Here is a 19,779-nt window from a genome sequence, read left to right as displayed (position 1 = left end):
AATGGTGTAGCGAACGGCTGCTTCGTGACGACCCTTCCCCTAGCTCTGGGTATAGACTTTGGCACCTCTGGGGTGCGTGCCGCTGTGGTCAATCCACAGCGGCATTTATGCTGGCAATATCGCCAGGGCTACCCCGACTTGCCCGCCCCAGAGTGCTGGCGGCAGGGGCTCTTTGCCCTGCTAGCGACGCTGCCGAGGGCGATCGCCCCCCAGATCGGTCGAGTGGCGATCGACGGCACCTCAGCCACCGTGCTGCTGTGCAACCAAGCCGGGGAATCGCTGACGCCGCCCCTGCTCTACAACCATCCCTGTAGAGAATCCCTAGACACTGTCAAAGCCCTGGCCCCTGCCCAGAGCCCCGCTGCCAGCGCCACGTCGAGCTTGGCCAAGCTGGTGTGGTGGCACCAAACGTTGCCCGCCTCAACCTGGAATCAAGCGACCTATCTGCTGCACCAGGCCGACTGGCTCAGCGCCCAGCTCCACGGTCAGTGGGGGCTGAGTGACTACCACAACAGCCTCAAGCTGGGCTATGACGTGGGTGCTTTAAACTACCCCACTTCGATGCAGGGGCAGCCTTGGAGCCGAGTACTGCCGCAAGTGCTAGCGCCGGGCGAATGGGTGGGATGCGTGACGGAAAGCGTGGCCCAACGGTTTGGCCTATCTCCTCAGTGTCAAATAGTCGCAGGCACCACCGACAGCATTGCGGCCTTTTTGGCCAGCGGTGCTAGCGCCTCGGGCGATGGGGTCACCTCTCTGGGCTCAACCTTGGCCATCAAGCTGCTCAGCGACCAGCGTGTCGATGTGGGTGACTACGGCATCTACAGCCATCGGCTGGGCAACCACTGGCTGGTGGGCGGTGCCTCCAACAGCGGCGGTGCCGTGCTCGAAAAATTCTTTGACCGAGAGGCGTTAGCCACCCTGAGCCAGCGCATCGATCCCGCCGTGCCCACGGAGCTAGACTATTACCCCCTGGTACAGCCGGGGGAGCGCTTTCCCATCAATGACCCCACCCTGGCTCCGCGGCTCTGGCCCCGCCCAGAGGATGACAGCGCGTTTTTGCACGGTCTGCTGATGGGCATCGCTCGCATTGAGCAGCGCGGGTATGAGTTGCTCACCCAGCATGGGGCATCACCCCTGCGGCAAATTTTTACGGCTGGGGGCGGTGCCGCTAACGAGACCTGGCGGCAGCTGCGAGCTACCCTGCTGCCGGTGCCCATTAAAAACGCCGCCTCAGTAGAGGCGGCGGTCGGCAGTGCCTATTTAGCGCTTGGCTGGCTGGGGGATGCCGTTAAGTGATTCTTGAAGCAAATGAAGGCGCGATCGCGCCCTCTCACCAGCCGCTCGGCTATGAATTAAGCTTATTGTCCCGGCGATATTGCAGGTAAGCCGCAACGAAAAGCCCGGCCAGGGTGACAGGAATAAACCCTAAAACGATGCCACTTAGCAAAGGCTCAACCACAGCAATAACTCCTTGTCTCAACAAAAGTCTATAGTCTAACCATAACACTAATCAGAGCCCGGACTTAGGCCCTGGCGATGTTGTCGGCAGACCTCAACTAGGGCTTGCGCGACCTCTGGACAACCACCCCAGTGCAGGTGCAGGTATGAAGCATGAATACGCTGCGGTGCCCAGCCCTCGGTGGCGTGGCGCTGGGTTGCTCCGTAGCGCTTGAGTTGGTACAGAGGCGTGGGGGAGGGCGTTTCTGTTTCAGAGCGGTGAAACTCGTGCCCCCAAACGGTTTGACCAGCCTGTAAGAGTAAACTGCTCTGTTCCGCTAGGGCGTGACGGTAGCCCAGGGTGAGTCGTCCGGTCATGCGCACGCTGGTGGGCAGCACGCCGACCATAGGCCAGGCATTGTCGTCTAGATCGACCAGGGTAGTGGCTAAATACATCAGCCCGCCGCATTCGGCATAAACGGGTAAGCCTTGATGGATGAGCGCCTTAAGCGTTGACCGCAGGCCCTGATTGGCAGCTAGCTCGGCGGCAAACATTTCGGGAAAGCCGCCGCCAAAGTACAACCCATCAACATCGGCAGGAGGATGGGCATCCCGTAGCGGGCTCCAGGGAATAATCTCAGCCCCCAAAGCAGTGAGAATGTCGAGGTTGTCGGGGTAATAGAAGCTGAAGGCGGGGTCTTGGGCGATCGCGATGCGGGGTGAAGGGGGTAGGGGAGTTGGGGGGTGGGGGAGTGAGAGGGAGTAGGGAAGGTGGGAGAGTTGGGGGGCGGAGTTGGCAGTTAGAAGGGGGGTGAGGGCATGCCAGTCGAAGCAGGTGTGGCCGAGGTGGGCGAGGCGATCGAGAATGTCGGGGAGCTGGGGGAGTTCGGCGGTGGGCACTAGGCCCAGGTGGCGATCGGGGAGGGCGATCGCATCCTGTCTCCGCAGCACTCCCAGGATAGGGAGATCGATACTTGATAGAGCCTCTTTAAGCAGGTCGAGGTGGCGATCGCTACCCACCCGGTTTAACACCACCCCGGCAAGCTTCACTCGCGGATCGAGACTGCGGTAGCCGTGAAGAATCGCCAGCACCGATCGCGACAGCCGACTACAATCGACCACCAGCAGCACCGGCAGGTTCAGCAGACGGGCGATATGGGCGGTGCTGGCGACATCCGAGAGCCCAGAGGCGCCGTCAAACAGGCCCATGACCCCTTCGACCAGGGCAAAATCGGCCCCCTGGCAGCGGTGGGCAAAGCAGTGCTGCACGTAGGTTTCTGAGGTCAAAATTGGGTCGAGGTTGTAGCAGGGTCGCCCCGTCGCCTGCCGGTGAAACATTGGGTCGATGTAGTCTGGCCCCACCTTAAATGACTGCACGCGGGGCGACTTTTGCGCCAGGGCCGCCAGTAGCGCTAGGGTGACGGTGGTCTTACCTACGCCGCTGCGCTCGCCCGCGATCACCAGGCCGCCGGGGCTAGCCGCTGTGTTCAAGACCCTGCCCTCATAGTTAGCTTCCTACTGTTAAATCTGTGCCAACCATCCTATCGAGGGACGGGTATCGACGGTGGCGGTTGGGTAGCCTGGGAATACCTACGGTACGAGATAGCCCAACGCGATGACAACTCCTTCGCTACTGGAGCAGGCCAAGGATGGGGATGCGGCGGCGATCGCCGCCCTGCTCACCCACGCCCTCAAGCCTAAAGGCATTACCGTGCGGGGCGATCGCCAGAGCTACTGTTTGCAGCTGTGGTTTAGCGGCAGCCCCGCCCCACCCCAAGCGGCAACGGTGGCCTACGTCCGCCGCACCATGGAAAAATTGCAGCCCTCTGTTATCGGTATTGTGCAACTCTACGGCACCCAAACAGGCTCAGCCTCGCCTGTTTGGAGTGAGGAATTTTCCCTACTCTCGCTGTCCTCAGAGGCCTCTCTGTCTGACGAGTCACAGTCTTATGAGACGTTAACCTCTACAACTGATGGGGGCAGAGCTGCTAGCCCGGCACCCCAACCGAGTTCCTTCACGGCTGCCCCAGTGCCGGTAGCAGTGGTGCGCGCCTACGAGGAACTGGGGCTATCGTTAGGAGACCCGTTGCCCCAGGTAGAGTCGGTGTATTTCAAGCGGCGGGCAGAGCTGCTCCGACGGGGCGATCGCGCTGCCCTAGAACCCCTCAAGTGGGCCTTCACCACCCTCAAGACTCATCTAGAGCAGAGTGCTGTCGCTGAGGTCGATCCCGCTAGCACCGCTTTGCTAGAGGCAGCCGCCACTACAAATCTGGGGCCGGGGCGGCGATCGCAACCTCGACAGACCGAGCCCCACCCTGACCCAGCAGCAGACGATACCGATTTGCTGTCATTTCAAAATCGCTACAGCAACGGGCTGATCTTCCCCGGCCTAATGCTGCTGGGGATGCTGATGAACGCTATGCCCATCGTGAATGCGCTGCTGTTCGGCATCAAGATTTGGCTGCATGAGTTTGGTCACGCCACCGTCGCCTGGCTGTCGGGGAGGCAGGCGTTGCCCCTACCCATCGGCTGGACGAGCTACAATCCCCAGCGATCGCTTTTGGTTTACCTCGCCATTCTGGTGTTGCTGGGTCTGCTGTTTTGGGCTGGACGCCGCGAGGGTCAGCGCTGGCCCATGGTGCTAGCCGCAGTGCTGGCCGTAGTGCAGTTTTATATGACCTGGCTGCTGCCCGCCGATCGCTTTGAGATGCTGATGGCCTTTGGCGGCGTGGGGGGCGAAATTTATCTGTCCGCCCTGCTGATGATGGGATTCTACTTCCCCCTGCCCAACTACTTTCGGTGGGATTTTTATCGCTTTCCGGTGGTGCTGGGGGCGGCCTTTTGCTTTTGGGGTCAGGTGTGGCTGTGGCAGCAAGTTCCTAAGGGCAAAGCCTCAATTCCCTTTGGCAGCCTGTGGGGCGAAGCCGAGCACGGCGACATGAACCAGCTGATCGACATTCATGGCTGGATGCCGGGCGATATCATCGGCACCTACGGCACCCTGACCCACCTCTGCCTACTGGGAATTATTGGGGTCTACGGATACACCCTCTTTCGCCAGCACCGCGAGATTTTTGTTGCTCTTGGGCGGCAGTGGTTGCCCTAGCGATGCCACTCGGTGACGCCGCCCGGCTTGTCGATCAAAGTAATGCCCTCGGCCTGGAGTAGGTCGCGGATGCGATCGCCCTCGGCAAAGTCCTTCGCCGCTCTGGCCTCGCGCCGCTGGGTCAGCAGCGCCTCAACCTCGGCATCCGATAGCCCGCCTTCGGTGGATACCTCGACCCCAGGCCGAGCTTCTAACCCCAGCACCTGAGCTAGGCACACCAGGGTTTGCCACTGCTGGCGGAGAACATCGCTAGGGGTGTCGGCTTCGCCCGTGTGGGTGATCAGATTCCCTGCGCGGCGCAGGTCTTTGGCCAGGTCAAACAGCACCGCCAGTCCCCCAGCGGTGTTGAAGTCATCGTCCATCGCGGCTTGGAAGGTTTGTACCGGATCACTCTCCCGGTCAATGCGCATGGCTGCTGGATCACCAAAGGCGGAGTCTTCAACATCGACCCAGCCAAGCTTGGCCCCATACTGGTAGCCAAACAGCAACCCGTCCAGGAGCGTGCCCCAACTCGTTTGAGCAGCGGCGATCGCCTCATCAGTAAAATCCACCGGCTTGCGGTAGCTGCCCTGGAGCAAAAACAGCCGCACTGCCATCGGGTCTGGGGCATTAGGCGCATCCAGCAAATCTCGAATGGTAGTGAAGTTGCCGAGGGATTTTGACATTTTCTCGCCGCCCACGTTCACCATGCCGTTGTGCATCCAGTAGCGCGACAGGGGATGGCCAGTGGCCGCCTCCGACTGGGCGATCTCATTCTCGTGGTGGGGAAACACCAGATCGCTACCGCCCACGTGGATATCAATGGTGTCGCCGAGGCGATCACGAATCATCGCCGAGCACTCAATGTGCCAGCCCGGTCGCCCCGGCCCCCAAGGCGACTCCCAAAAAGGTTCACCTTCTTTAGCACCCTTCCACAGGGCAAAATCGAAGGGGTCTTGCTTGGTGGCATCTTCCCCCGTTACCCGACCGCTAGCTCCGGCCTGCATATCATCGAGATTGCGACCCGAGAGCTTGCCATAGCCCTCAAATTTACGCACTGAGTAATACACGTCGCCATTGGCGGGGTAGGCGTAGCCCTTCTGCTCTAGCTCGCCAATCAGCCGCTGAATGCCGTCTAAGGTTTGGGTGGCGTAGGTATACTCGTCGGCCTCCACCACGTTGAGGCGGGCAATATCCTCTAGGTATGCCTGGGTATAGCGCTCCGCCACCGTCTGCATAGAAGACTCTTCTGACTTGGCGCGGTTGAGGATTTTGTCGTCAATGTCAGTAAAGTTTTGCACGTAGTGGACGGCGTAGCCCCGCCACAGCAGGTAGCGTCGCACTGTATCCCACGCCACGTAGCAGCGGGCGTGGCCTAGGTGCGAATAGTCATATACCGTGACGCCGCAGCAGTAAATTTTCACCCGGCCCGGCTCTAGGGTTTCAAAGGGTTCCTTCTTACGGGTCAGAGTGTTGTAGAGAACAATGCTCATGGCAGGGCGAGGCAACAGCGCAGAATGCCCAGTATATAAGTTATAAAGGCGCTAACAGAACGATTCAACACTGAAACCGCCCTGGGTGCAATGCAGCACTCAGGTGTTGCAGATCGCTAGACTAGCTCATCACAGAGCTTAGATTCAAAATTGCTCGCTCTCACCGCAGCACCTCTGTCAGAGTTTTCACGACGGTGCTGCTCTTCCAGTAGCCGCTGTGGGCATCGCCACCCCACAGCAAGGGCAGCCGCCCCCAGGTAATGGGCAAGCCGTGGTGCTCGGTGACGACATCTCGCAGATGCACGTAGAGCTGAGCATTGCCCATCAGTCGGGGCATTAGCCCCTGTAGGGGGTAGGCAATCGGGTCGCCGGGGTGCATGTAGTTATACCAGGGCAGCGCTTTTTTGCCGCGCTGGTGGTACAGGGTTTGCAGCATGGCTCGCAAATCCTTCGTCAAGTCATGGGTGCTATCGCCGGTCACCGACAGGAGGCTAAACAGTGCGATCGGCGACCCCAGGGTGTGCACGCTGGAAATATGTATTCCCCGCCCCGGCTCCTGGCCCAAACCAAACAGGGTATTGCGCAGCTGGGTTACCGTTTGCCGAGTCTGGCGAGTGCTAGCGTCTTTGTCCAAACTGGGGTCATCCCAACGGGTGGCAAACAGCAGGTCGAAGAGAATGACGCTGCCCAGGCTGTGGGTGACTATGTGGAGGCGATCGCCACCGCTCGGCTCCGCCCCTTGCAGTATCGGCAAAGCGATTTGCTGAAACCGCTGCACCACCTGAGCCCCCACGTGGCGGCTGAGGTATAGGGCCGCATCGCCCGCAAACTCAACCACCTCTCTAATACGAAAGTCGGTCAGCCACAGGTTGCGCCACTGGGGAGAGGCTTCAAGCCCCTGGCGCAAGTTAGCCTGGGGCTGCACATTCAAATCACCCCAAAACACGACGATAGGTTTAATTGTGCGTCCGTTGTTGCCAATGCTGCGCTGCACGTTCTGGAGCAGTTCCTGGGTAGTGCGGTTAAACTCCTCCGGCTGACGCTGCTTGACGCCGTGGACGAATAAAACATAGTCGGTGGCCATAGCAATGTTCTCCAAGGCAATGGGCAATACAGCTCACCTGCACAGCACCACCAGGTCGCAGGCATCGCTCTAAAACTACAAGAGTTGCGGCAACATTCCAGAAGATTACCGCTGGCAGAATGCAGGATACCTGTAGGCTGGGGGATTGGTTTGACCCAAGTCAACCTGTAAACTCAGATACGTAGAATTTGATTTGAACACATTGGGAGCCATGGTTAGTCGATCCAGCCTGTGTCGGATAGTTGTAGCCACGCTGATGGTGCTAACCCTTTGCCTCAGCTGGGTGGGCCCGGCCCAGGCCACCAGCTACGATCGCCAAAACCTGAGAAAGACTGACTGGTCTAACCAAGACCTGCGCGACAACAACTACACCCGCGCCGACATGGCCGATGCCGACATGAGCCACGCCAACCTGCGCGGGGTTCGCCTGTTTGACACCACCCTGGCCCGCGCCAACATGGAAGGAGCCGATATGACCGGAGCCACCCTAGATGGGGCCCGTTTCTTTCAGGCCAACCTCACCAACGCCATTCTGGAAGGGGCCTACGCCTTTGGCACCGACTTTCGCGAAGCGATTATCGATGGAGCCGACTTTACCGATGTGCTCCTCGACCCCAAGGTCAACAAAATGCTCTGCGATGTGGCCAAGGGCACTAATCCAGTCACGAAACGCAACACCCGCGATACTCTCTACTGCTCGTAGGTTTAGATCAGTTCCCGTTGGGAGGGATCCTTTAACGCGATCGCCTATAGCTAAAACTGGGACGGCAAACTAGCCTATAGCGATCGCCTGACTACTGATGAAGATGTCCTAACCTTCGTGGCAACAGCTATGAGGTAACCAATCAGAAAAAACCCCTACGCTGAACTCAGCGCAGGGGCTAAAGGCACGAACTTTAGGCGGTTAGGATCCCCTACGCCGCAACCGGCTCAGCCGAGTTGATCGTAATGACCAAGTCGTTAAAGTCATTATCAGACAGGTCTTCGAAGCCCCAAACGTTGCCGTTGCGTTGAATGCGAGACTCACCGATCGTGGCCAGATTATTGATGTCACCATCCACCAGCAGCACAGGGGCGTAGTAAGTACCGCCAGGCAGGGTCAGTTTGACACTGTCAGTCACCAGGTTGTCGACAAATAGCTCGGCATCGAGCAGGTTGGCGGCAACAGCTGTCTCATAACCAGCATCACCGGCCACAAGGCCATCCACGCGGCCCTGGGCATCGGTTTCGTAGAACCTCAGCACGTTATCGAAGGTTGCTTCACGGGTCACAGTAATATCAACGACGACATCGCCGTCGATACCAGTCAGATCAACCAGCTCAGCCACAGGTGGCTCAAACGCCTCATCCCCAAACAACGTGCGATACATCATCTCGTAAATGAAGGTGTTGTCTAGGGTAGAGGGCAGCAGGTCGGCATTAAGACCATAAGCTTTAGACACAATGCTGCCGGGAAAGTCGGGGGTGCCCACCCAAGCCACACCGAAGTTGCCCATCGGGCCATCAATGCTGTCGGTAGCCGCAAACGAATCCCAGGGGAACTCGGCACTGCCGGTGCTGCCGGTAGCGCCATCGAGGAAGACCGGGGTACCGGCTTCAGTGGTGGGGTTGGCGTAGATAAATGGGACCTCAGCTTCCTCTGCACCCAGAGCCGGCCCTGAGACAGGGTTACCTGAGGGGCGGGTGTAGGGGGCAAACTGGAACACCTGCAGACCGCCGGCATCGCTATCAGCAGCGGTGACGACCAGGGTGTTGGGGTCAACGTTATCGACGTAGTCCATGGCGACACCAATGGCGGCATCGGCTCGGCGTACGGCTTCGATCGTGCCTGCCGCATTGTTGCTGTTGGCAAAGTTGTCGGTGCCCTCTTCTTCCAACACCACGAAAAAGCCATCGGGATCGTTGGAGACCAGCTTGAGGGTGGCGTCCAGCATTTCGGCAACAGTGGGAGCGGTCGCTACGTAGAGGGGCAGGGGAGAGTCTGTATTCAGCCTTAGGTCCTCTTCGGTGGTAGCGTCAAAGGTGGCATCGGCAGCAAAGACACCCAGCAGCTTTTCAGGAGGGTTGTTGCCATTGACCACCGCGTTCATCTGGTCTTCGGTGTAGACCACGGTGTAGCCCAAGGATTCTGCCAGTTCAATTAGGTTGGTCTCAGGGCGACGCTCGGGCCGGGTTTCAGCGGCATCGATTTCGGCGGTGACGTGGAAGCCAGTGGTGCCGACGGGCAGCATGTATAGCTCACCACCGCCCAGGATGACGTTGGTGCCAGAGCGAATGGTCTGCTCGATGATTTCGGCGTATTTGTCGCGGGCGCGGATGTCGTCGCCGTCACGGTTGGTGGTAGCGGCAGCAAAGGCAGCAGTGCCCGGTTCGGCCATTTGACCCGACTGAATTAGCGCGGTGGCTTTGCCCGCCTCGATCGCCTCTTCTAGAATGGTTTTGCCCACGTTGCCCGAGGCCGGCACCACAACAGAGTTGTCTTCTTCTAAACCAAAGGACTCGTTGAAGACCTTCACCCCATTGGCGTGGGTGACGGCCCCAGCGTTGGAGGTGCCAGTCAGCTGGTTTTCCATGTGGCCCAGGTAGACCCCGGCGTTAGACATTTTGTCCCAGTTGAGGCGACCGTCTGGCCCCTGGTCGATGTTGCGCAGCGCCATGTAGTGGGAGGGGCTGGTGCCGTCGGGGTGAATGAAGATGACGTTGCCAGTCTCAGCGGTGGGAGCAGGCGCCACCTTAGTTTGGTCAGGGATGCGAGACTCAAGTTCTACATCGAACAGAGTTTCGTACATCAGCTCGTAGATGCCGGTGTTGTCGACGGTGGCGGGTAGCTTGTCGGCATTGAGACCTTCGGCCTTAGAGACAATCGAGCCCGAGAAGTCAGGGGTACCGGCCCAGCCCACCGCAAAGTCAAAGACGTCGCCATCGGCATCAGGAGCAGCCACAAAGGGCAAGGTGCCCACGCCGCCCACACCGTCGAGGGGTACCGGACGATCTTCGAGGGTGGGGTTGTTGTTGATGGTGCCTACGGGCTCAGCGGGGTCCACGTCAGTGACCTGTAACCCACCGGCATCGCTGTCGGCAGCGGTGATGATCAGGGTGTTTTCATAGCGGCTGAGAAAGTCTTGGGCCACGCCGATCGCCGCATCGGCCCGCCGCACTCCCTCAATGGTGCCAGCAGCGTTGTTGTTGTTGCCAAAGTTATCAGAGCCTTCTTCTTCGACGATCGCGATCGAGCCATTTTCAAAATTGGGATGGGCCTCCATCAGCTGCTGGGTGACCTCCAGCATTTCGGCGAGAGTAGGTGCAGTCTCCAGGTAGAGAGGCAGGCCAGCCTCAGCCAGCACTTCCTCGGGGCGATCGTTGAAGGTGTGAACGGGCGCGAAAACCCCCAGCACCTTTTGGGGCGTTGCCGACTGCTCCAGCAGGGCATAGAGCTCATCGCGGGTATAGACCACGGTGTAGCCCAGGGATTCAGCTAGCTCAATCAGGTTTTCAGAGGGACGACGAACGGAGTCGCTGGCGATCGCATTGTATTCTTCAGCGGTGCCGTGAAAGCCATCAGTGCCCACCGGCAGGAGCGTAACTTCGCCCCCAGCTAGAATAAAATCGACTCCTGATTCAATCACCTGACGAGCGATCTCAGCGGTTTGGCCCCGAGGCACAACCGTTCTGCCATCGACCTCAACATTGCCGGTCTTAGCCACAAAGGCCGCCGTGCCCGGTTCGAAGATCGCCCCAGACTGCACTAGCGCGGTAACCTTGCCAGCGTCGATCGCCTCTTCAACAATGGTTTTACCCGTGTTGCCCGATAGCGGCGTAATCTGCGAGCCATCTTGCTCTAGACCAAAGGATTCGGCATACACCTTAGCCCCAGTGGCGTGGGTGACAGCACCCGCATTAGAGGTGCCGCCGAGCTGGTCTTCCATATGCCCCAGGTAAACCCCGGCATGGTCCAGGTTGTCCCAATTCAGGCGGCCATCGGGGCCTAGGTCGGCAAATCGCGCGGCGGCGTAGTGAGATGGGCTAGCTCCGTCAGGATGGATGAAGATAACGTGGTTATTAGCCATTGGTATGCTTCCTTACAGATTGTGTCTCTAAAACCGGGCAAGCTCTACGCAGCAACCTTTCATCTCGCCTAGCCCAGTCCGATCGCTGCCAACCCTGGCAAAGCGAACTAAAGCAGGCCACACGGGTTGTAACCGTGCGACGTCTCATTGATTGAGCTGATACGTCAGGATTGAGACAGGGTTAGAGCGGGGCAACTCCCCTGATCGCGTTAGTGGAACTTAGGATTAAGCGTCGAAATCTGGTTACTGCTTGACCGCCGCTTGATAATCTCTCACAGGAACTTTAAAGACAGGCTGACATCGGGTTAACGGAGCCCCCGTAATTGGTTTAACCATTTCGGAGAATTCTTAACCGCGCGTTCCATCTCACTCCACCGACCTGTTCAAGTAGCTCTGTTAGGTCAATGGAGTGAGGTAGAACTGGCTTAGCCTCAAGCCACTTAGGCAACAACCTCAGTCGAGTTGATGGTGACGACTAGGTCGTTGAAGTCGAAGTCGTTTAGATCCTCGAAGCTCCAAACATTCCCGCTGCGCTCAATGCGAGACTGCCCTAGGGCCGCATCGTCGAGCGTCACCAGATTTTCAGGGCGGCCTTGAATCAACAACGCTGGTGCGTAGTAGGTGCCACCCGTCAGCAGGATGGATTGATTAACAACGCTGAGGTTATCAAGGGTTAATCCGTCTGCATCGAGCAGGTTAGTCGCAACCGCTGCCTCATAACCGGCTTCACCCGGTAGAAGCCCGTCCACAGCACCCCGAGCATCGGTCTCATAGAATTTCAGGATGTTGTCGTAGGTTGCTTCGCGGGTCAGAGTAACATTCACGGCAACATTGCCATCAAAGCCGGTGAGGTCAACTAGCTCCGTGACAGCGTCTCCAGACAATCCAGCGACACCCAAACGAGGATCGAGATTTAGAGGCTTATCAAGCTGAAGCTCGATGATTTCGTTGTTGTCAATCCCCGGAGGACGGCCCACCGAGAAGGGGTAGTTGTTGTCGTTGGCTACCAGGATGGTGTCTTCATCGAGCACCAAGACATCTTCAATGGTTTGGAAGGGGAAGTCAAAGGTGGTGCTGCCGTCACCGTTGAGATCGTTGGGGTCATCGATGTTCAACAGATCGACCAGCTCTTCTTTTTTGACAAAGCCTTCGCTGTTGAGCTGAGACAGGTCAATTTTGAAGATCTTCTTGAATGCTGCTGCTTCCCCCTGGTTGTTGTCCCGCTCAATCACGAGGAACTCGTTGGCATTGATGGGGGTGAAGTCACCGATCGCATTGCTAGCCGATTCCAACTGATACAGCCCTGCCAACCCTTCGAAAGAACTGCTGGCCACATCAAATTCATAGATGCGCAGGGAGCCAGCGGGGTCACCGACGACGGTGCCCTCTAGCATTGGGTATAGGGTAGTGCGATCGGGGCTAAAGGCCATACCCTCAAACCCACGTGAACCGCCCAGATTGGCCACCGCAGGCTCGTCAATAAAGGTGCTGCGAGCGGTGAAACCGGTGCCAGGGAAGTCGGTGAAGAAGCCGTCTACCCCTAGCTCAATGAACTGCTTATATTCATTGATGGGATTCCCTTCATAACTGTCGGGGAGGAAGAAGCTCTCATTTCGCAGCGTATAGAGGTGCACCAGCAGCCCAGCGTCATGAGCGTCGGCAATCAGGGTGGTGGGGGTGCCGGTGACGCGATCGCCATCACTGATCGACCCATCGCCATTCAGATCATCGGGCTGCCCGTTGCCATCGGCATCCACCGTGCTCAGCGGCACAATGCGCTGTTTGTTGGGGCCAATGCCAGCCGCGTACTCAGCAATTTCGGCCAGTCCGGCGGGGGTAGACAAGTCGGTGTAGGTGCGAGCATCGCCAGCGACCACAAAGTCGTAGGGCTGACCCGAACCACCAAACAGCTGCACCAGCGGAATGTCGATCTCGGCGGCGGGCATGATGGTGTCGTTCAGTGCCTTCAGGTTGCTCACCTCAAAGGACTGAATATAAACTCGGCTAGGGTCAGTGAAGCCCTCTGCCACCAGGGTTTTCACCAAGATTTCGCTAGTGTTGAAGCCCTGCTGATCAAAGAAGGTGGGGTGCTTGGTTTCGGGGTAGATGCCGATTTTGCGCCCGGTTTCAGCCTCGACCTCTTGCACCAGGTCAATCACCTCGGCCAGGGTGGGCACCTTCAAGCCATCGTTGTTGAATTCGGTACCCCGGATAGCCGGAATCCGTTCAATGGCGTTGAGCTGCTTGACCTCTGCTAGGGTAAAGTCTTCGGCAAACCAGCCGCCCCGCAGAACGCCGTCCAGGTTTTTCACTGTTAGGCGATCGGCAAATTCAGCGCGTAGGTAAACATCTGTGCTGGTGTCGCTGGTGTTGAGCACAGGGCTGCCGCTAGCGTCTAGCTGGATAGTGCCGTCAGGATTCAGCGCCACCACCCCTAGCATGGGCTCGTGGCGAGCGATCAGCACGCCGTCTTTGGTGACGACCAGGTCAGGCTCGATGAAGTCTGCCCCCTGGGCGATCGCTAGCTTATAAGCTTCCAGCGTGTGCTCGGGCCGCTCACCCGACGCACCCCGGTGACCAATCACGATGGGAGCATCACCTGTTAATGTGTCGAACTCTGTGGTGGCCAGCACCTCTGGGTTTTGGGGAGAGCGGACGAAGTCGCTAGTAATCTGGTCGCGCACCAGGTCACCCGTGCCAGGAAAGTCGGTAAAGTAGCCATCCACACCTAGGTTGATGAACTGCTCATATTCTTTATTGGGGTTGCCCTGATAATCGGCAGCTAGAAATCGCCCCTCGTTGCGGAAGGTGTAGGCATGGACAAACAGCCCTGCATCATGGGCATCGGGAATTAGCGTGGATGGGTCCGTGGTGGTTTTGTCGGCATCATTGACGGCACCATCGCCATTCACATCATCCGCTGCCCCGTCGCCATTGGCATTCACGCCTTTGACAGAGACGATCATCCGTTTCCAGGGGCCAATGCCGTCAGCATAGGTGGCAATTTCGGCCAGCCCTTCCGGTGTTTGCAGGTCGCCGTAGGTACGGGTGTCACCGTTGACGGCAAAGTCGTAGGGACGCGCGTTGACATCCTGATAGATGAGGGAACCATCCAGCGCCACATCGTAGGCATCCAAAAGCTGCACCAGAGGGATGTCAGTCTTGGTGTTCAGATCTTTTAGGTTAGAGACCTCAAAGGACTGGATAAAAACGCGGCTGGGGTCGGTGAAACCTGTTGCCTCTAAGGTCGCCAACAGCGGCTCCTCCAGCGACAGGCCCAGGTCATCGTGGTAGGTGGGGTGTTTGGTTTCAGGATAGATACCGATCTTCTTGCCGGTGTCAGCCTCAACCTGCTTGACCAGGTCAATCACCTCTTCGAAGGTTGGGATCTGGAATACGCCGTTAAACGCATCGGTGCGGTAGCCCTGGGGCATGATGGCGCGCAGGGTCTTGATTTCTTCTAGGGTAAAGTCGGAGGCAAAGAATTCGTTTTCGTAAGTGACGCCATCAATCACGCCACTGCGTTTGCGATCGGCAAATTCGGGGCGGTTAGCGACATCGGTAGTGCCGCCCAAAATCGGCTCGTGGCGAGCAATCAGCACGCCGTCTTTGGTCGCCACCAGGTCGGGCTCGATAAAGTCTGCGCCTCTGGTAATTGCCAGGCTGTAAGCCTCTAGCGTGTGCTCGGGCAGTTCGCCACTCGCGCCCCGGTGACCAATCACCAGGGGATCTTGACCATTTAAGGTGTCGAGGGTCTTAAGGTTGGGCGTCGCGATCGGAGCCTCTAACAGTTTGCCGGTGGCATCAAAGTGCAGCAAGTAGGGGCCAAACTCATCGCCAACCCAGATCTCACCATTGCCGTCAATCACAAAGGATTCCACATCAAAGTCGGCCCCGGTTAACTGCCGCTCAGAAGACTCTTTGTTCACAATGTCAAAGGGAATCAGGCAGTTGGGGTCGCTGAGCTGCACAAAAGACTGGATCTCAACACTGCGATCGCCCTCTTCTGCACCCGCCAGGCTAGGGTCAACCTGATAGATACGCAGCAGGTAGTCGGCGCTGTTGGTTTTGGCTCCAAAGCCATTGTCTGAGAGAAACCAGAAGGTTGAGCCATCGCCACCGGGGGCAAACTGAACGCCGCTAAAACCCTGGATCGGCTGACCATCAAACGGGCCAGTGCGACCATTACCGGTAACAGGTGCGCCAGTGCCATCGTTGCCGCCAGCTTCAGGGCCTTCGGCAAAGGTGTCAGCGGGCAGCGAGGCAAAGCCCGTCAGCTTTGCACTCTGGGTTGTATCTAAATCCATAGCTGTCAGGCTCTCCCAAGTGACTCGTTTCAATCTGTTCCAATAGGCATCAAAATCCCTTGCCGGAGCTGTTGACTCAGCAAATTATTTTCAACCCCAATTGTCAGGAAAGATGCTCTCACAAAAGCTCTGAAGCAAGATTAAGGGTGGGCTACCTTAGGGTTAATTTTGCTTGCCTCGCAGATTAAGAGATTAATTAAAAAGGGAATTTCTTGTAGACCTAATGACCCGCGGATCCTGTCTGTTTCCTTAAAAAGGAGAGTTATCTAGGCTCAAAACTCTTTTTTTACTGCAAATCTCACTGCGCTAGCAGAGGCCAACGTAGCCAAGTTTACGGATCGGTCGGCTTACCTTTAGTGGCGGGTTATTTAAAGGAAGACATTGGTCAACAAAGCTTGGTTTAAGCTTAGGAAAAATCCAAGTTAACCATCTGCGTAGTCGATAAGATATTGGAAGGCATATGCGATCGCATTTTCGCAAGCATTCTGCCCATTCAACTATTGAGAATGAGCCGTTTTTTGCCCCTGCCTTGGCCCATCTAACCTAAACGATTTATGCTAGTGCGCTAAAGATAGCGGCTTCAGCCTATGGGCAAATTTGGGACACCAGGCCAATTGCCGGTGCTAATACAGTAGCGATTCCGGCCTGCCAGCTTGGCTTGATATAGAGCGGCATCGGCAGCGGCCAGTAGCTCGCTGGGCAACTTCTCTTGGAGGGGTACGCAGCAGGCAATGCCAAAGCTCAAGGTGATGTGGTCAGCTACTGACGAAAACCCATGGGGCAACCGGGCTTGGGTAAACTGGTGCTGAATTCTAGTCGCCACTGCCATCGCTCCCACCAGCGTGGTTTTGGGCAATAGGATCACAAACTCTTCTCCACCATAGCGAGCTAGCACATCTCCAGGGCGCTGAATATGATCCTTCAACAGTTGGGCCACCTGCTGCAAACACCGGTCCCCGGCCGGGTGCCCGTAGTGGTCGTTGTAGGGCTTGAAATAATCCACATCACACATAATCAGTGCCAGAGAGGTGGTGGCCCGCTGGGCCCGCGTCCACTCCTGCATGAATACCTGATCGAAACAGCGTCGGTTGGCCACTTGGGTGAGGGCATCTGTAGTGGCAACCCGACTTAGCTCTCCGTTCGCCTGCTGTAATTGTTGAGTCAACTCTTGCAGCTGCATGTCTGCCCGCATCTGGGCATCGATGTCTTGAAACGCTCCAAAAAGGCGGATGCAAGTGCCATCGACAAACTCCGCCTGCCCCAGCGATCGCACCCAGCGCAGATTTCCCCTAGCGGTCACTACCTGTAGCTTCTCATCCCAGGGTTGCCCGGTGAGGCGCGCGTTTTCGATGGCAGCGGCCATGCGCTGACGGTTAGCGCCCGAAGGGTAAAAACTGAGCGCTGTCGCCAAGGTGGGCTCAAAGTCGGCATCTACCTCATGGATTTCTCGGGTAGTGGGGGTCCAGTGCACCAGGTTCTGTTGCAGATCGACTTCCCAGCCGCCAACGCGGGCTACGCTGTTGGTTTGCTCCAAAAAGACTTTGGTGCGCTCAAGCTCTTCTTCCATATGCTTGCGCTGGGTGATATCGCGCCCCTCTGGAATCAGCAGCACCACCTGACCTTGGTCATCTAAAACCGGCCGCAGGGAAAAATCGATGGTCATCATCTGCTGATTGGCCCCCTGTATTGTCACCTCATAGCGCACAAACTCACCTCGGCCAGCGGCCGCGATCGCCTGCTTGAGCTGCGCCTGGGTTTCAGGGGAAACATCCCACCAGCCCGTTTCCCATGCGGGGCGATTCACCACATCTTCTCGACTGAAGCCGCCAAAGGCTAGGGCGGTTTGATTAGCCTCTAGCAAAATACCTTCTGGCGTCAGCAGACCAATGAACTGATACATCTGGTCAAAAATTGCCTGAAAGCGCTGCTGACTCTCCCGTAAAGCCTTCTCTGCCGTTACTCGGTCAGAGACATCCCGCACCATCACCAGCGCCTTGTCCCCCTCCAAGGGCACGATCCGCGCCTCTTCGTAGTAGGGATGGCCGTCTACAGTAATGGTGTATTCGTAGATCTGCCGCTCGCCGGTGTCGAGCGCCTGCCGAATGAAGTGCAGCCGCTGATCGGCTAGCGCTTGAGGCAGCATTTCGTAGACTGACTGAGGGCGCTGAGTGTCAACGTCGCCGTAGAGGGTAATCTCGCCGCCAGAGATAAAGTCATAGCGTAGACCATAGCGATCGATGCGCATGAGCAGATCGGGAATCGCTGACAACATGGCCTGCTTTGTAGCCTCGCTCTCTTGCAGAGCCAGCGCCGTTTGCTTGCGCTCGGTGATGTCCTGCACGTAGCCCAAAAACCTGACTACTGCACCGTCGGTTCCATAGATGATCCGAGTAAATTCATCGATCCACCGATAGTCGCCGTTGGCATGGCGCAGCCGATATTCTGTGGCAAGGAAAGGTATTTGGGCCACCACAGCCGCGCTTACCTCAGCTTGTACCTTGTCGATATCGTCTGGGTGAATGAGTGAGGCGAAGGCTACACGGCCCTCCACGAGATCGCTCGGTTCATAGCCAAGCTGGGCCCGCACGTTTGGGGAGACATACTCCACAGGCCATTCATCGGTCGGCCCCCAGCGAATGACGACGGTGGGGCCATCAATGAACAGGCTACGCTCTTCTTCAAGGGCTTGCTCTATCTGTTTGCGATCGCTGATGTCCTGCACAATCGCAATGTCCGAAATCGCCTGTCCATCGGCATCGCGGAGAATAGACAGCACTAGATTTGTCCACCGGATGCTGCCATCTTTGTGAAAGTAGCGTTTCTCTAACGTAACTGACGAGGTTTGCCCGGCGTAGAGCCTGGCCAGGGCAGCTTCCGTTTCTTGCCGTTCGTCAGGGTGAGCAATATCTTGATAGCGCAGCTGAAGAAGTTCTGCCTCGCTGTAACCTAGCATGTCGCAGTAGGCCTGGTTAGCCTGCAAAAAATAACCGTCTAGGGACGCCTGGTTGATGCCCAAGGCCGCCTGCTGAAAAATGGCCCGCAGCCGACTTTCACTCAGGCGCAGGGCTTCCTCTAGCTGCTTTTGTTCAGTAATGTCAGTGGCGACGCTGTCTAGGCGGACCGGATTGCCCTCTGGGTCATAAACCACCCGAGAGCGATCGCGCACCCAGCGCAGCTCTCCATCGGCTCGGGTAATGCGGTACTCCAGATCAAAGCGTTCTTGCCCGCCGAGCTGCCCCAAAAACTGCTCGATTTTGGGTTGGTCAGCCGGGTAAATCAGACTGCGCCACAGGTCAGCGGTATCTAAAAAAGCCTCTTTAGAATAGCCATAGAGGGTCTCTACAGCAGAATTGACATACCGGGTTGTCATCGTTTGTAGATCGATTGACCAAACCACGCCGTCAATATTGCTGAGAATGTTGTCAAGCAACGAGTGCTTGTGGGCGAGCTGAGTTTGCACAACTCGCAATTCCTCGGTGCGTTCTTTAACCTGCTGGGTAAGCATTTGGTTGAGATGCTCCTTGAGCGCCTCGGCCTGCTTGCGCCCAGTGATATCTCGCAGAATAGACAGGTGAAAGTGGGGAGAAACATTAGCCGTAGCCGCATACTCCACAATTCGTTCTTCCCCGTTGCCTACCCTGAAAGCAACTTCTCCCTGCATGTGGCCCTGGGCCAAAAAGATCTGCCACTGTTGATGCAAATCAACCCCAGGAGGCAAAACACAAAAATCGGCAATGGTGCGGCCAATGATCTGGTCTCGTACACAGTTCAGCAGCTTACAGGCAGCAGGATTCGCCTCAACATACTGCCCCTGATCGTTAGCAATGAGCATGGCATCCAAAGCCATGTTGAAGAGGTTGCGACCTTGAGATTCTAAAGCTACCCCCTCTTGCCCTAAGCCAGCTTGGGGCAAAGGGCCAAGGTTTACAGGCAACCCGTTAGAAGTTAGAGACACAATCGAGTGTGGAGCGAGGAACAACAGGTAAATGGAGACACCCTAGGCGGTTAGGTCTCACCACATCAGGGGTTTAGAAAACACGGGGCAAAAAGGGAAGTTCTAAGCGTGAATCTAATCTGCTTGACCACTAATTTGGGCGGGGGCAGCTTTCCTTCTGTATCACTACTGCCCCATATCAATGGACCTATATTTCCCAACTGCTCGGCAATTTATCTCGCCCAATCTACTTCTTTCGGCAACAAACCCGCTGAGGTGCTAGCGGTATTTACAGCCGGATTGCTCTAAAGGACAGGTTCCGGCATCAGCTGCCAACAAAACAGCCCCTGCCAGACGTTGCTGGCAGGGGCT

General features: G+C 57.2%; 10 protein-coding genes. 3 read left to right on the top strand and 7 right to left on the bottom strand.

Annotation, left to right across the window (positions count from 1 at the left end; genetic code table 11):
• The first annotated feature begins 24 nt into the window (after positions 1-24).
• Positions 25-1,296, top strand: coding sequence for an FGGY-family carbohydrate kinase (locus H6F75_RS04920; protein ID WP_190749801.1), 1,272 nt, complete (start codon positions 25-27; stop codon positions 1,294-1,296).
• A gap of 49 nt (positions 1,297-1,345) precedes the next feature.
• Here H6F75_RS04920 and petG read toward each other — a convergent pair whose 3' ends face one another.
• Together petG and H6F75_RS04910 are read right to left on the bottom strand one after the other, a co-directional pair.
• Positions 1,346-1,459 (bottom strand): cytochrome b6-f complex subunit V, encoded by a 114-nt coding sequence (gene petG / locus H6F75_RS04915; protein ID WP_190517464.1) that lies wholly within the window; start codon positions 1,457-1,459, stop codon positions 1,346-1,348.
• 47 nt (positions 1,460-1,506) lie between these two features.
• Positions 1,507-2,928, bottom strand: a complete 1,422-nt coding sequence (locus H6F75_RS04910) for a cobyrinate a,c-diamide synthase (RefSeq protein ID WP_190749799.1) — start codon at positions 2,926-2,928, stop codon at positions 1,507-1,509.
• Between the two features lie 124 nt (positions 2,929-3,052).
• On the opposite strand from H6F75_RS04910, the gene H6F75_RS04905 reads away from it, so the two are divergent.
• Positions 3,053-4,543 carry a hypothetical protein gene (locus H6F75_RS04905; protein ID WP_190749797.1) on the top strand — a complete coding sequence of 497 codons (1,491 nt, stop codon included), beginning with the start codon at positions 3,053-3,055 and terminating at the stop codon, positions 4,541-4,543.
• Here the strand turns inward: H6F75_RS04905 and cysS are convergent.
• Both cysS and H6F75_RS04895 read right to left on the bottom strand, forming a co-directional pair.
• Entirely contained in the window at positions 4,540-6,015 is a 1,476-nt protein-coding gene (gene cysS / locus H6F75_RS04900; protein WP_190749795.1) for a cysteine--tRNA ligase, read from the bottom strand. The genes H6F75_RS04905 and cysS overlap by 4 nt on opposite strands.
• Positions 6,016-6,175: 160 nt before the next feature.
• A complete protein-coding gene (locus tag H6F75_RS04895) occupies positions 6,176-7,099 on the bottom strand; it encodes a hypothetical protein (protein ID WP_190749793.1) in 924 nt (307 codons plus the stop codon).
• Between the two features lie 211 nt (positions 7,100-7,310).
• On the opposite strand from H6F75_RS04895, the gene H6F75_RS04890 reads away from it, so the two are divergent.
• The gene (locus H6F75_RS04890) at positions 7,311-7,802 is read left to right on the top strand and encodes a pentapeptide repeat-containing protein (RefSeq protein WP_190749792.1); all 492 of its coding nucleotides are present in this window, start codon (positions 7,311-7,313) and stop codon (positions 7,800-7,802) included.
• Positions 7,803-8,013: 211 nt separating this feature from the next.
• Here the strand turns inward: H6F75_RS04890 and H6F75_RS04885 are convergent, their stop codons facing one another.
• From H6F75_RS04885 to H6F75_RS04875, 3 genes are all read right to left on the bottom strand, one after another.
• Positions 8,014-11,166, bottom strand: a complete 3,153-nt coding sequence (locus tag H6F75_RS04885) for an alkaline phosphatase (RefSeq protein WP_190749790.1) — start codon at positions 11,164-11,166, stop codon at positions 8,014-8,016.
• 440 nt (positions 11,167-11,606) lie between these two features.
• Positions 11,607-15,473 (bottom strand): glycerophosphodiester phosphodiesterase family protein, encoded by a 3,867-nt coding sequence (locus H6F75_RS04880; RefSeq protein ID WP_190749787.1) that lies wholly within the window; start codon positions 15,471-15,473, stop codon positions 11,607-11,609.
• A 580-nt stretch (positions 15,474-16,053) separates the two neighbouring features.
• Entirely contained in the window at positions 16,054-19,386 is a 3,333-nt protein-coding gene (locus H6F75_RS04875; protein ID WP_190749785.1) for a PAS domain S-box protein, read from the bottom strand.
• Positions 19,387-19,779 lie beyond the last annotated feature (393 nt).

The sequence above is a fragment of the Nodosilinea sp. FACHB-131 genome (assembly GCF_014695395.1).
Lineage (GTDB): Bacteria > Cyanobacteriota > Cyanobacteriia > Phormidesmidales > Phormidesmidaceae > Nodosilinea.
Note: the sequence above shows the minus strand (reverse complement) of the source record. Positions and strands in the feature narration are given on the sequence as shown.